The 12,915-nt window shown below is 36.1% G+C and carries 9 protein-coding genes; 3 read left to right on the forward strand and 6 right to left on the reverse strand.

The genetic code is table 11. From position 1 onward, the window contains the following. Nucleotides 1-109: 109 nt before the first annotated feature. The 3 genes from LKL37_RS13330 to LKL37_RS13340 form a co-directional block, all read right to left on the reverse strand. Entirely contained in the window at nucleotides 110-2,878 is a 2,769-nt protein-coding gene (locus LKL37_RS13330; RefSeq protein ID WP_431611038.1) for an outer membrane beta-barrel protein, read from the reverse strand. Between the two features lie 96 nt (nucleotides 2,879-2,974). Next, entirely contained in the window at nucleotides 2,975-3,394 is a 420-nt protein-coding gene (locus tag LKL37_RS13335) for an SH3 domain-containing protein (protein WP_431611039.1), read from the reverse strand. A 6-nt stretch (nucleotides 3,395-3,400) separates the two neighbouring features. Continuing rightward, nucleotides 3,401-3,889, reverse strand: coding sequence for a BON domain-containing protein (locus tag LKL37_RS13340; protein ID WP_105700987.1), 489 nt, complete (start codon nucleotides 3,887-3,889; stop codon nucleotides 3,401-3,403). Nucleotides 3,890-4,119: 230 nt separating this feature from the next. Here LKL37_RS13340 and LKL37_RS13345 point away from each other — a divergent pair, with 230 nt between their 5' ends. Together LKL37_RS13345 and LKL37_RS13350 are read left to right on the forward strand one after the other, a co-directional pair. After that, on the forward strand, nucleotides 4,120-5,370 hold the full coding sequence (locus tag LKL37_RS13345; RefSeq protein ID WP_431611040.1) for a dicarboxylate/amino acid:cation symporter: 1,251 nt from the start codon (nucleotides 4,120-4,122) through the stop codon (nucleotides 5,368-5,370). A 6-nt stretch (nucleotides 5,371-5,376) separates the two neighbouring features. Continuing rightward, nucleotides 5,377-6,102 carry a phytanoyl-CoA dioxygenase family protein gene (locus tag LKL37_RS13350; RefSeq protein ID WP_431611041.1) on the forward strand — a complete coding sequence of 242 codons (726 nt, stop codon included), beginning with the start codon at nucleotides 5,377-5,379 and terminating at the stop codon, nucleotides 6,100-6,102. Nucleotides 6,103-6,169: 67 nt separating this feature from the next. Here the strand turns inward: LKL37_RS13350 and LKL37_RS13355 are convergent, their stop codons facing one another. Both LKL37_RS13355 and LKL37_RS13360 read right to left on the reverse strand, forming a co-directional pair. Beyond that, nucleotides 6,170-6,940, reverse strand: coding sequence for a hypothetical protein (locus tag LKL37_RS13355; protein WP_431611042.1), 771 nt, complete (start codon nucleotides 6,938-6,940; stop codon nucleotides 6,170-6,172). A 16-nt stretch (nucleotides 6,941-6,956) separates the two neighbouring features. Next, nucleotides 6,957-9,758, reverse strand: coding sequence for a GH92 family glycosyl hydrolase (locus tag LKL37_RS13360; protein WP_431611043.1), 2,802 nt, complete (start codon nucleotides 9,756-9,758; stop codon nucleotides 6,957-6,959). 94 nt (nucleotides 9,759-9,852) lie between these two features. Between LKL37_RS13360 and LKL37_RS13365 the strand changes: the two genes are divergently transcribed. After that, a complete protein-coding gene (locus LKL37_RS13365) occupies nucleotides 9,853-12,195 on the forward strand; it encodes a TonB-dependent receptor domain-containing protein (RefSeq protein WP_431611044.1) in 2,343 nt (780 codons plus the stop codon). Between the two features lie 119 nt (nucleotides 12,196-12,314). Here LKL37_RS13365 and LKL37_RS13370 read toward each other — a convergent pair whose 3' ends face one another. Next, nucleotides 12,315-12,776, reverse strand: a complete 462-nt coding sequence (locus LKL37_RS13370; protein WP_431611045.1) for a hypothetical protein — start codon at nucleotides 12,774-12,776, stop codon at nucleotides 12,315-12,317. Nucleotides 12,777-12,915 lie beyond the last annotated feature (139 nt).

A 12,915-nucleotide genomic window follows, 5' to 3' on the forward strand; every position in this document is an offset into this window, starting at 1 on the left:
TTACATCTTCAGTTGTAATGGTATTCAGGATTGAGATTTAGGCTGTTCATAAAAATAGCCGGAAAGATCCGGCCATTATCAAAAATATATATAAAAGTATGGTGTTGCGTTATTGCATTTTTTTACCTGCGAATTTATTCAGTTTCATACTGATAGAGAACATGATGTATCTTTTCAGGATCAGGTCTTCGCGGTCTTCGAAGTAAGAATCTGTGATGGTTCTTCTCACACTTTGATTTTGATTCAATACGTCGTAGATCTTTACCTTTGCTGTAAACTGCTTTTTATAGAATGAATATCCAAGGCTTGTATTCCAGAAGTAGAAATCCTTTTTAAAGCCTGGAGCAATATTGGAATTGGTATTGTATTCAAAATCGTTTCCAAATACAAAATTGCCTTTCAGCAGATAATTGGTGAGTTCAAGCTTTAATGACTGGTTGGCTGTATTCACCCTGTTGATATTATAATTGGTATAGTTGGAGAAGCTGTATCCAAGTCTGTAAGAAGGCTTGATGGTCATTTTATCCTTGATTTCATAGGTTAGGTTAATACCCGGATTAAGATTATATGAATTGCTGGTAAAAGCCTGTCCATCAATAAAGCCATTATTATAGGCGTAATTCATACCGAATCTTGGACTGATGGTAAGTTTGTTGTTTTTCCACTTCAGTATTTTGCTTAATCCTGCACTGGCATTAATGCTTTTATTTCCGCTTACGTTATCGTAGGTCACAATTTGCTTGCCGGCATTATCATATTTTGTAAAATTAATGATATCATTGTTTCTATAAGTAAAACCTACATTGAGATAATAGCTGAGGTCTTTTACTTTGTTATAATTGCTGAAATAGAGAGACAGACTGTTGGTCCATGTATTTTTCAGATCAGGATTTCCCTGGTAGGTTGCCAAAGGATTGGTTTCATCTTTATAGGGGGTAAGCTGTTCTGCAGTAGGAATGGTGAAGCTGGAGTAATTGTAGATACTTAAGTTTTTTCCTTCTCCAAGTTGATAATAAAGGTTCACATTATATTCAGGAAGTACAAAATTTTTCTGTAGATCATATTGCTGTCCGTTAAAGATAGAATTTACTTTCATATCAGAAACATCAAGTTTTACAGAAGCCCAGAAGTTCAGTTTATTTTTGTTGATCTGATAAGTAAGCTCAGGAGAGATTTGATTGATTCTCTGCTTCATATTGTTGGATAAAAGCTGGTTGTATTTTGTATAATCACCAGTTGCATTATCAAAATCATTTACATTTCTTAGATCTCTGGAGGATCTGGTTTCATATTTTACTTCAAAACTTACACTGGACGAATCGGAAATGGGTTCCGTATATCCTGCATTGAAATTAAATGTATTATTCTGATTTTTATTTTTGGCTAGCTGATCTCTGTTGTCAAAAGTAGTACCGCTTTGCTGATAGAAGGTGTTTTGAGACTGATTCAGGTTATCTCTTTTAGATTCAGAAATTGAACTTGTCATATTCGCTGAAATTGAACGTCCTTTTTTCTTGAATTTTCTTGAAAAATAGAGGTAAGGATTAAATGAATTGCTTTCAGAATCGTTACTTGAATAGGAATTACTTTCGTTCAGAAGGCTGCCATTTCTTAAAGAAGAAGATTTAGAGTTATTAAAACTAAAACTGCTGTTTTTAGTGAATCTTGGAGAAAGATAGACACTTGTCATAGAATCCAGTTTTATTTTGACTGAAGTATCAAAACTGTATTGTTTGGATTCATTTTCACCATTACTTTCAGAATTGGTCTGAAGCGTATAATCGGGTAGAAGGGTAGACCTTGAAACTTTGGATCTTGTTTCCGTATTAGAATCGGAATGCATCAGACTGAAAGAATCAAGATCGGCATCTTTTCCCAATTTATCACTATAGTTTAGCCCTATGGTGGTAGATCTTTGAATTCCTTTTGTACCACCTCCCTGATTGTAATAAGTGACATTTCCTACGGTGGAAACTGATCCACCCTGCATCATCCAGGCATTTCGGCCGTTCCCCATACTGTCAAAAACCTCATCCCGTGAAAATCCCTGCGAATTGATATTATTGGAAGAAGCCAGGATACTTACTTTTGTGTCGCCTTTAAAATAACTGGCCAGTCCGCTTCCTTCATACCTCTTGTCTGATCCGTAGCCTACCGTCAGTCTTGTCAGTAAACCTTTATTTTTCTTTTCATCAATATTAAAGTTGATGGTTGTATTCTGAGATTTAGCTGCTTTTCCGCTAAGCTCTTCTTCCTTTGTTTTGGTGGTGGTAAACTGAATATTCTTGATAATATCTGCCGGTAAGTTCTGAAGGGCAATTTTACCGTCTTTGTCAAAGAAAGGTTTTCCGTTGATCATAATCTGATCTACATCTTTTCCGTTGACTGTAATTTTTCCTTCATTACTGATCTCTACACCGGGAATCTGCTTCAGAAGTTCCTCAATTTTACTGTCAGGACGCACTTTTATAGATGCTGCGTTGAATTCAATGGTATCTTTTTTAATTTTTACTGGAGATACCGTAATTTTTACCTCATCAATATTATTAATGATACCCTGTTTCTCAAGCTGAATATCTCCTAAAGATAAAGACTGGTCTATTTTCTCAAATTTTTTAGAATAAGAAGACAGTTTTTCGGCATCAATTTTCAGGATAGAAGGTTCTTTTATATCATCAATTTTCAAAGAGAATTTACCTTCTTTATTGGTTGCGGTATAATTGACAATGGATGAATCTTTTTGTTTCAAAAGATAGACGGTGGCATTTTCTATCGCTTTTTTGTCAGGATCCGATATTTTCCCGTCGATGTGTAATTTTTGTGCATGCAGTATAATGGCCGTGAATACCAAAGCCAATAGCAACATAGTTTTCTTCATTAGTTTTTTTTTCAGAGCGGTAAAAATATAAAAACATCCCTAAGTTGGGATGTTTCTATGCTTTTTTTGTGAAAATTTATTATTATTTAATAAAAATTATGCTCTTAAATATCTTGAATAAGCATATCCTTCCTGACCGTCATCAGTTTTCACTTTCCACCAGTCATCAGAAGTCTGTTCAATTAAAGTTACAGAAGAACCTTTTGCAGCTTTACCTACAACGGCAGCTTCAGTAGAAGGCTCCTGTCTGATATTCAGGTTAGAATCTTCAGTGGCAACCGTTAAAGAAGCTCCGGAAATAAGACCTGCAACCTGTACATCAATATTGATATCTGAAGCAGAATAAGTAGAATCAATAGCTCCTAAAGCATTCCATACAGCATCTTTAGCCGCAGTATTGGAAGCATTTCCAGAAACATAAAGAATACCGTCCTGCTCCTGAACCTGAAGATTTGCGATTCCTGCAGACTGTGCCGCTGAAACTACACTTGAATATTTATCTTGTAATTCGCTCATTTTAAATTATTTTACGATTAGGTTGTTGTTATACTTTCCGATTTTCAAAGCATCCACAGATTCTTTGATTTTTCTAGCCTGTAAACCAGAAACATTTCCTGTAAGAGTAAGCTGTCCGTTTACAACTTCTACTTTTACAGAAGGGAAATCCTTCACCGCATCCTGAACTTTTTTCTGAACAGCAGGATCTACAGCAGAAGCCGTTTCAACCGGTGCTGCAGTTGGAGCAGCAGCTATTGTAGACATATCCATTACGTCTTTTACTCCGCTGATCGCTTTTAATTTTGCAATCATCGCATCTTTCGACTGCTGATCTGCAAAAGTTCCGCTTAAGTGAGCTACACCTTCTTTTACTTCCACAGAAGCATTGGGATTAGAAGTTACCACCGTTGTAGCCTGAGTCTGAAGATCGGCATCAGAAACTTTCTTTTTACAAGAAATAGCACCGAAAGATACAGCTACAGCTAATGCAGCCATTGCAATAGTTTTTTTCATATTGTATATTTATTTTAATGTTGTTATACACTCAAATGTAATAATAAAATTTGTACCAAAAGAATAAAAATTCAATAAATGTTTTTAAATTTTTTTACAATATTTTCTAAATCAAGGTTTTAATTTTCAGGTATTGAAAACTTAGTAGACATAATGTGAAATTTATCCACATTTTTAAAATATACTGCCAATTCTAAAACTATTATATTTGCGCAAATTGAAACTTATATATGAAAGGACAGAATAAACTTTTTATAGCAATTATCATTGCCCTTGTTGTGGGTGTAGGGATTGGAGGTGTTGTGCATGTGAGTTATCCGGAAAGTGCAGAACCTTTTTCCAAGAACATAAAACTGTTAGGAACGGTTTTTATCAGATTGGTACAGATGATTATTGCGCCTTTGGTTTTTACAACTTTGGTAGTGGGAATTGCCAAAATGAGTGATATTAAAATGATTGGAAGGGTAGGAACAAAAGCAATGCTTTGGTTTATTTCTGCTTCTTTGGTTTCTCTTTTTATCGGGTTGATCCTTGTTAACTGGCTTGAACCGGGACATGTTACCAAACTACCGATCCAGGATGTTTCTTCTGCTGATGAACTTCTTAAAAACAGTAAAAGTTTTTCTATGGAAGACTTCGTAAAGCACATGATTCCTAAAAGTTTATTTGAAGCCTTTGCTACCAATGAAGTATTGCAGATTGTTGTATTTGCCGTAATGTTTGGAGTTGCACTGGCTAATTTGGGTGAAGAATATGCTAAACCTGTGGTGAAGCTTTTTGATATCATTGCTCATGCGATCCTTAAAATGGTAGGGTATATCATGTGGTTTGCCCCGCTAGGAGTATTAGGAGCTATTGCAGCAGTGGTTGCTACTAATGGTTTTGAAATCTTTAAAGTATACGCTATTTATTTGAGAGATTTCTTCTTTGCAATCGGTGTTCTTTGGCTTGTTCTGTTACTGGTAGGCTATTTTATTTTAGGAAACCGTCTTTTTGATTTATTAAAAAGAATTAAAGAACCATTACTAATCGCTTTCTCTACAACAAGTTCAGAAGCTGTATTCCCGAAATTGGTGGAAGAGCTTGAAAAATTTGGGTGTAACAGCAGAGTAGTATCTTTTATTTTACCTTTAGGGTATTCATTCAATCTGGATGGAAGTATGATGTATATGACATTTGCTTCAATCTTTATTGCACAGATCTACGGTATTGAAATGACGATCGGACAGCAGATTACCATGCTTTTGGTATTAATGCTTACTTCAAAAGGAATTGCAGGGGTTCCGAGAGCTTCTCTTGTGATTATTGTAGCAACCTGTTCTATGTTTGGAATTCCTCCGGAAGGAATTGCTTTGATTTTGCCAATTGACCATTTCTGCGATATGGGTAGAAGTATGACCAACGTACTTGGAAATACACTGGCAACTACAGCGGTTTCTAAATGGGAAGGACAGCTGACTGAACCATTAGACAAAATTTAAATAATAATGAGTTTAAATAACTTAGAAAATCATAAAAGCCATATTGAAGAATATGGCTTTGCTGTTATCAATCATGTGTTTTCACAGAAAGAACTTGAAGATATCAACCTTGTTCTGCGAAATATAGATACCTCAAAAGAGAACTTCAGAAAGTCTGAAGATCTGTTTGCTATAAGACAGTTTTTAAAAGAAGTTCCGGAAATTAAAAACCTGGTTTTTAATGAAAACATTAGAAAAGTGATAAAGGAGATCTTCGGAGAGAGATATTTTGTGGTTAAAAGCATTTATTTTGATAAGCCTGAAACTTCCAACTGGTATGTAGCCTATCATCAGGATCTTACTATTTCTGTGGATAAAAAACTGGAGCTTGCCAACTTTGGTCCATGGACAACCAAACAAAATCAGTTTGCAGTACAGCCTCCACTGAATATTTTGGAAAATATCTATACCATCAGAATCCATCTGGATGATACTGATGAAAATAACGGAGCACTGAAAGTAGTTCCCAAATCCCATGCAAAAGGTATTTACAGACCGGAAACCATTGACTGGACAGTAGAAACAGAAGAAATCTGCAACGTGGAAAAAGGCGGAATTATGATCATGAAACCTTTAACGCTTCATGGATCCAACCGAACCACCAACGGAAAGAAAAGAAGAGTAATCCACATCGAATTTTCTGATATCGAACTTCCGGAAGTCCTGCAATGGTCCGAAAGAATGAATGGATAAAAAACGCGCCCTTCGAAAATTCGAAGGGCGCGTTTTTTATGGTCGAATGCTGAAAGAAGGAATTATTTTAGTCACAAGATATGACTTCACCGTATGGGTCATTTATATTTTCTTTGTTGTAAGAGAGAAAGAGCAGAGCTTCTTTTGGGTTGGGATTCCAGAAAGATACCGGCGTGGAGACGATCATATTAGTTTTCAGTATCTTTTCTATCGTACTATCCTTACTTCCAAAAGTTGTAACAGGAGTAATTTCCTGAATTTTTGACCTGTCATTTATTTTTACTTTATAGATAGCAAAAGGCTGCTTAGGTTTAAATCCACTGATTTTTGATAAATCAGATTTATATTCAGTTTGGAATTCATCATAGCAACGGGTAAACTGTAAGCCCATAAACCTGAATTTATTATTATCTAAATAGGTAAAGACTTTTTCCTGATTTTTCAGCCACGATTTTTCAACTTTTGTTGGTTTATTTTCCAGTTTTGATTTTGGAGTACAGGATGAGATGGAGTAGGTGTTATTGGATGGGTTTAAAAAGATCAAATATCTTTCGTTGGGCAATACATCAACTTCACATGCCCCGGAATAGGAGTTTCCAATTAGCCCTCTTACATTCATTGTTTTAATTGTTGTTGTTCCCTTGTACACTTTTTCAAATTCAATATCTGCTTTGTATGTTCTTTGCTCGGTATTTTCATCATACACTCTTACAATTTTAATAATGCCCACAATGCTGGCATTTAAATAATTCTGTGATAATGTTTCATATACACATTTACAGGCTGAAACTTTTAGGGTACTTAAAAGTAAAAAGACTAGTAATGATAATTTTTTCATAAGTGTTTTCATTGTTTTATTTCACAGCAATCTCATCAATAAAGATATAAGCGTCACCGCCTGCTCCCTGGTGCCATTCTGGAAGTTTTCCGAAGAAGTAAGCCTTTACTTTGATGTATCGGGCTTCGGTAGGAAGAATTTCGGTAGAAAAATCTTTGGTCTGTACTTTCTCATCTTTAGGATCAATATCATTGTCAACGGTTTTCAAAAGGATAAAATCTTTTCCGTTCATAGAAGCGTAATATTCTACTTTTTTAGGCATCAGAATCCATGCTCTGCTGTCCTGAAGATAGGTGGAAGATAAATATTTGATGTTTTGAGGCGATTTAAAATCAATGACAGCTTCAAAATTTTGTCCTTGATAACCTTGCCATTCGCCTTTTCTCCAGTTTACATCCCCTCTGATTCCGTCAATAAGAGCCAGTTTTCCGGTAGCACTGTATTGCGGAGTCACTTTTGACAGAATATTGATGTCCCAATAATTAGGTCTTCTGTTGAAATTAGCGGTGGTTACAGAGCTTTTCTCACCGTTTCTTTCAGCGTAAGCCATTACCTGAGTCGTTTTGGTGATAGAAAATGGGGCTTTATAAGTAGAGAAAGTCTTTCTTTTATTGCTGTCACTGTCATCCATTGTCATGTAATATACTTTGTCATTGGGATTCAGTGGCGTGATCTCAACTTTGGTAGAAAAATCAAAGATTCTGTCTGCTGAAATTACAGGGGAAGCCGTTTGTTCAGCATATTTAAAATCTTTAACAGGCTTTACATTTTCGAAGCCTAGTTTTTTAAGTTCTGCTCTGCCTATGTTTTTAGTAATTGTTCTTGTAGTACCGTCTTCAAGATGAATTTTAATTTCGTCAAAATAAGGTGTTGTTGTTTCCCATTCCGGTAATCCCGGAGTAACAGAATAAATTCCCATTGAGCTTAAAATATACCATGCACTCATCTGGCCGCAGTCTTCATTTCCGATCAGTCCGTCCGGGGTGTTTTTATAAAAATTATCAAGGATGTACTTTATTTTGGCATCTGTTTTTTCAGGTTTATCTACAAAATTGTACAGGTAAGCAATGTGGTGGCTAGGCTCATTTCCCTGAGCGTATTGTCCCATCAATCCTGTGATGTCTACTTGCTCTCTTCCCGTAGTTTTATCAGGAGCGGTAAAAATGGCATCTATAAACTGTTCAAATTTTTCTTTTCCGCCATGGGCTGCAATAAGACCTGGAATATCCTGCTGTACAGAATACGAATAATGCCATGAGTTTCCTTCCGTATAATTGTTGTTAACTTCTCTTGGATCAAAAGGTTCGTACCAGTTTCCATTTTTTCTTGGCTGCATAAAACCTGTTTTTGGATTGTAAAGGTTTTTCCAGTTCTGAGAACGTTTCATGAAATACTGATAGTCTTCTTTCTTGCCTAAAATTTTTGCCATTTGAGCAATACACCAGTCGTCATAGGCATATTCTACTGTTTTGGAAACACTTTCATGCTCATCATCTATGCTGATATAATTATTTTGCTTGTAAGCATTCAACCCGAAAATATCCTGCATGGCAGAACCTTTTGCAGCCTGAAATGCCTTTTCATAATCAAACCCCTGAATTCCTTTCGCCATAGCATCTGCAATGACGGAAACAGAGTGGTAACCGATCATACATTCTGTTTCGTTGGAAGCCAGTTCCCAAACCGGAAGTTTTCCCCCCTGTTCGTATTGTTTGATGAAAGTATTGATGAAATCTGCGGTTCTTTTTCTGTCGATTAAAGTCATCAACGGATGTGCACCTCTGAAAGTATCCCAAAGTGAGAATACCGTATAATAATCGAAACCATTGGCATTATACAGTTTGTTATCTCTGCCTCTGTATTTTCCATCCACATCCATATTGATGTTCGGTTGGGTGAAAACATGGTAAAGAGCGGTGTAGAAAACTGCTAATTTATTTTTATCATCAGATTTTACTTCAATTTTTGAAAGCTCTTTGTCCCACTCGGTTTGTGCCTGTTTTCTTACAGCTTCAAAGTCCTTCGATTGTCCTTCTGCCAGCATATTTTTTCCTGCACCTTCATAACCTGTAGGAGAAATAGAAACTTTTACATTGATTTTTTCTCCTTTTTTAACTTGAGCTGAAAATGCCAGCGCAAGTTTTGTTCCGGTTAAAAGATTGCTTTCCTGTTTTCCGTTAACCTCTTTTTTTGAAATTTTCATAGGTTTTGAAAACTCAATTCTTGAGTAGATATATTGGTTGGTAGCCCACGCTTCACTTCTTCTGAATACCTCAATGGTTTTATCATCAATGATTTTCACTTCACCTTCCAGAAGTTTATCTCTGTGGTTGAGGTCTAAGATAATATTGGCATTCCCTGCATTGTTGAAGGTGTATTCGTGATAACCAACTCTTTTGGTGGTTGTCAGACGTACATCAATATTGTTTTTATCTAATTTGACCGCATAAAATCCGGCTGTTGCTTTTTCATTTTTATGCGAAAATTTTGAAGAATAATCCTTACTGTTCAGACTTGGGTTTCCCATGGTTGGCATCAGCATGATATCTCCGTAATCCGAAACTCCTGTACCATTTAGGTGCGTGTGAGAAAAACCATAGATCACAGAGTCAGAATAATGATATCCGCTGCATCCGTCCCAGCTTCCGTCAATTCTTGTATCGGGAGAAGGCTGTACCATCCCGAAGGGAACGATAGCACCGGGAAAAGTGTGGCCATGGCCTCCGGTCCCTATAAATGGATTAACATATTGGGAGTAATTCTGTGCGGAAATAATCTGAGTAATAAATATAGAAAATGCAATGAGCCCTTTTTTCATGTTTTGATTTTATAAAGGCGAAGATATTGAAAAACAGTAAGACAGATGTAATAAAAGACGATAGCAGTTTGTCTTATTAAAAACGATATAATTCATGAAGAAGATGTTACTCGCTGCGATCATGCTGCTGCCCGTCACTGCATTGGCTCAAAGTATAACAGGGAAGATCACCCAAACCGGAAATGCTGTTCCTTATGTTGAGGTGGTTGCCGTAAAAGATCAGAAAAAGCAGACCGCCATTTCAGATGAAAAAGGAAATTATTCCCTGAAACTTTCAGAAAATGGAAACTATACCATTAAGCTTATACAGGATGGCATAGAAATATCCAGTAAAGATATTATCATCAACGGAGAGGTGAAGCAGGATTTTTCTGTTGAAAAAAGAAAAGAAAAACAGATCGAAGGTGTTACGTTAACTGCCAGAAAAAAGCTGATTGAAAGAAAAGCAGACAGGCTGGTCTTCAATGTTTCTAATTCTATGGCCTCACAGGGAATGGACGGGGCCGATGCTCTTGCAACAACACCATTGGTAAAAGTAGATGATAACACAGGAGTTTCCATTGTCGGGAAAAGTGGAGTAGCGGTAATGATTAATGACCGAATTCTGAATTTATCAGATGCTGAACTTGTTACTTACCTGAAAAGTCTCAGGTCCGAAAATATAGAAAAAATTGAAGTTATTACTTCACCTCCTGCGAAATACGAAGCACAGGGAAACAGCGGATTGATCAATATTGTTTTAAAGAAAAATCAGAATCTTGGGTGGAGCGGAAGCTTAACTTCCAGTCTTCAGCAGCAGACGTATACCGGAAATTCAAACAGTGTGACAGTGAATTATCAGAATGAAAAATTGCGAACTTCACTAAAATTAAGACAGAATAAAAATGAAAAACATTCTTACGAAAACTATTGGATAGAAGGAGCCGACGGTCTTAAAAGTAATGATAACAGAAGGGATTTTGGAGACGGGCTGGGTGCCAATTTAAGTCTGGATTATCAGTTGGGTAAGAAATCTAATGTCGGGTTTATTTATGATGTAGGATTTGGTCACTCCAATATGGATATTACGAATACTTCAAACTATTTCCAGAACGGTAATTACACGAATACACTTCTTACTGATGCAGAACATAGAGCTACAAGCAGACAACATACTGTGAGTGCTTATTATGATCTTAAATTCGGGAAGCAGGACAACAAATTAAGCATTACAGGAAATTATTTTTCCAATACTCCGGACACTACGATTGATTTTACTACCACAGAAAGTTCCGGTGATCAATTTGTTGTAAAATCACCTTCTATAGTTGATTATAAAATTTATTCCGGACAGGCGGATCTTACCTTACCTTATTCGTTTGCAAAGACAGAAACGGGAGTGAAGTTCACCAATTTTGATAATAATTCCAGTATATTTTATCAGAACTTAACGAACGGAGAATATATTACAGATCCTCTGAAAAGCAATGAATTTGAGTATAACGAAAAAAACTATGCAGCTTATATGAGTTTTGAAAAATCATTCAACGAAAAATGGTCTGCAAAAGCAGGTTTACGTTACGAATATTCTGTGGTGAACGGAAATTCTTTAACGTCCGGGCAGCAGACCGAAAATTCTTACGGGAAGTTTTTTCCTACGGCTTATGTTACCTATAAAAGCAACGAAAATCATACTTTCAACCTGAATTATTCCAAAAGAATCAACAGACCGGGATTCCGTGCTATTAATCCATACCGCTGGTACATCAATATCAATTCTTATTTTACAGGAAATCCTTTCCTGAAGCCGTCTATCAATCATAATTTTGAGCTTTCGTATGTTTATAAAGGAAAATTGTCCGCATCAGCTTATTTTCAGAGAACAGTGGACGCATTTGGCCAGTTGGCTAATCTGAAAGGTGAAAACAGAGTGAGTACTTTTGAAAATTACTACAATCAGAATAGTATGGGAGTTTCTCTTAATTATTCAGATACTTTTTTCAAAAAATGGGAAGCCAATTACTCTGCCAATTATTCTTATATGAATACCGATGTTTTTGCTACCGATGCCCTTTCCAGAAAAGGAAACAGCTATGATTTCGATTTTCAGAATAATATATCACTCAACTCCAGCAAAACAGTACAGCTCATTCTGAATTACTGGTTCCGACTGCCTTCAAATTCCGGAAATTCATATATGAAATTTGCAGGAAATCTTACTTCAGGCCTGAAACTGAATCTTATGGAAAAGAGTCTTCAGCTGAATATATTTGTTTCCGATATTTTGAAGCAGGGGAAAAGTCTGGGTGAAATTTATTATACTACAGGAACGCATTCTTACAATAATTATTACGATGCCAGAAGGCTTACGGTGTCTGCTACCTATACTTTTGGAAATAAAAAAGTAAAAGGAATGGATCGCAATGTAAGGTTTGATGAAAAAAACAGAGCAAACTAGTAATTTGTTTAAGTCATTTTTATGTTTCATGTCATTCTGAATGAAGCGAAGTGGAATGAAGAATCTCTTCCTTCATCAGAAATCGAAGATTCGACATAGTCAATGATAATACACAATACTTACACTTCTCCTTCAAAGAAATCATTGAGATATTCCTCTTGATCTTTTTCTTCCCTTCCGGAGCCCAAATATTTCTTCCAGGACTGGGATTCATGATAGACGATGCCCATTTCCCAAACACAGTAAGTTGGGAGGTGGGTTTTGTTTCTGTCCCATATTTCAAACCTGCCGGAACCATTGTAATAGACACTTTCCCACAGTTCATTTTCACTACGCCAGGTGCAGACTAATAGGAGGTAGTTTTCCCCGCATCGGTGCATAATGATAAATCCGAGGTCATCAATATTCTGAAAATTTTCCTCTGCATTTTCAATACATATTTGAGCATTAAGAATATCCTGTGAAGAGATTTCTGCAGGATCAGACGCTAGGTCGTACCATTTTAATTTTGTTTTCCCAACGGTGAAAAGTCCTTTAGGTAATGCGTACTTGGAAGGGTAAGTGTTGTTTTTTATATTCATTGTTTTGTGATGGTGAAAGTGTTAATAAATCTAATTATTTTATTTTAAATAAGTATTCATAAATATTTTTATTCATAAATAAATACCACAAAAGTGTTATTTGAATCGAATTTGAAATTTCATAAATTTGATGATAAAC

It is taken from the genome of Chryseobacterium sp. 'Rf worker isolate 10' (assembly GCF_050753305.1).
Classification (GTDB): Bacteria; Bacteroidota; Bacteroidia; order Flavobacteriales; family Weeksellaceae; genus Chryseobacterium.

Coding starts and splice junctions, on each gene's coding strand:
- LKL37_RS13355 (WP_431611042.1), bottom strand. CDS start 6,940: ATGAAAAAATTATCATTACTAGTCTTTTTACTTTTAAGTACCCTAAAA.
- LKL37_RS13350 (WP_431611041.1), top strand. CDS start 5,377: ATGAGTTTAAATAACTTAGAAAATCATAAAAGCCATATTGAAGAATAT.
- LKL37_RS13360 (WP_431611043.1), bottom strand. CDS start 9,758: ATGAAAAAAGGGCTCATTGCATTTTCTATATTTATTACTCAGATTATT.
- LKL37_RS13335 (WP_431611039.1), bottom strand. CDS start 3,394: ATGAGCGAATTACAAGATAAATATTCAAGTGTAGTTTCAGCGGCACAG.
- LKL37_RS13365 (WP_431611044.1), top strand. CDS start 9,853: ATGAAGAAGATGTTACTCGCTGCGATCATGCTGCTGCCCGTCACTGCA.
- LKL37_RS13370 (WP_431611045.1), bottom strand. CDS start 12,776: ATGAATATAAAAAACAACACTTACCCTTCCAAGTACGCATTACCTAAA.
- LKL37_RS13330 (WP_431611038.1), bottom strand. CDS start 2,878: ATGAAGAAAACTATGTTGCTATTGGCTTTGGTATTCACGGCCATTATA.
- LKL37_RS13340 (WP_105700987.1), bottom strand. CDS start 3,889: ATGAAAAAAACTATTGCAATGGCTGCATTAGCTGTAGCTGTATCTTTC.
- LKL37_RS13345 (WP_431611040.1), top strand. CDS start 4,120: ATGAAAGGACAGAATAAACTTTTTATAGCAATTATCATTGCCCTTGTT.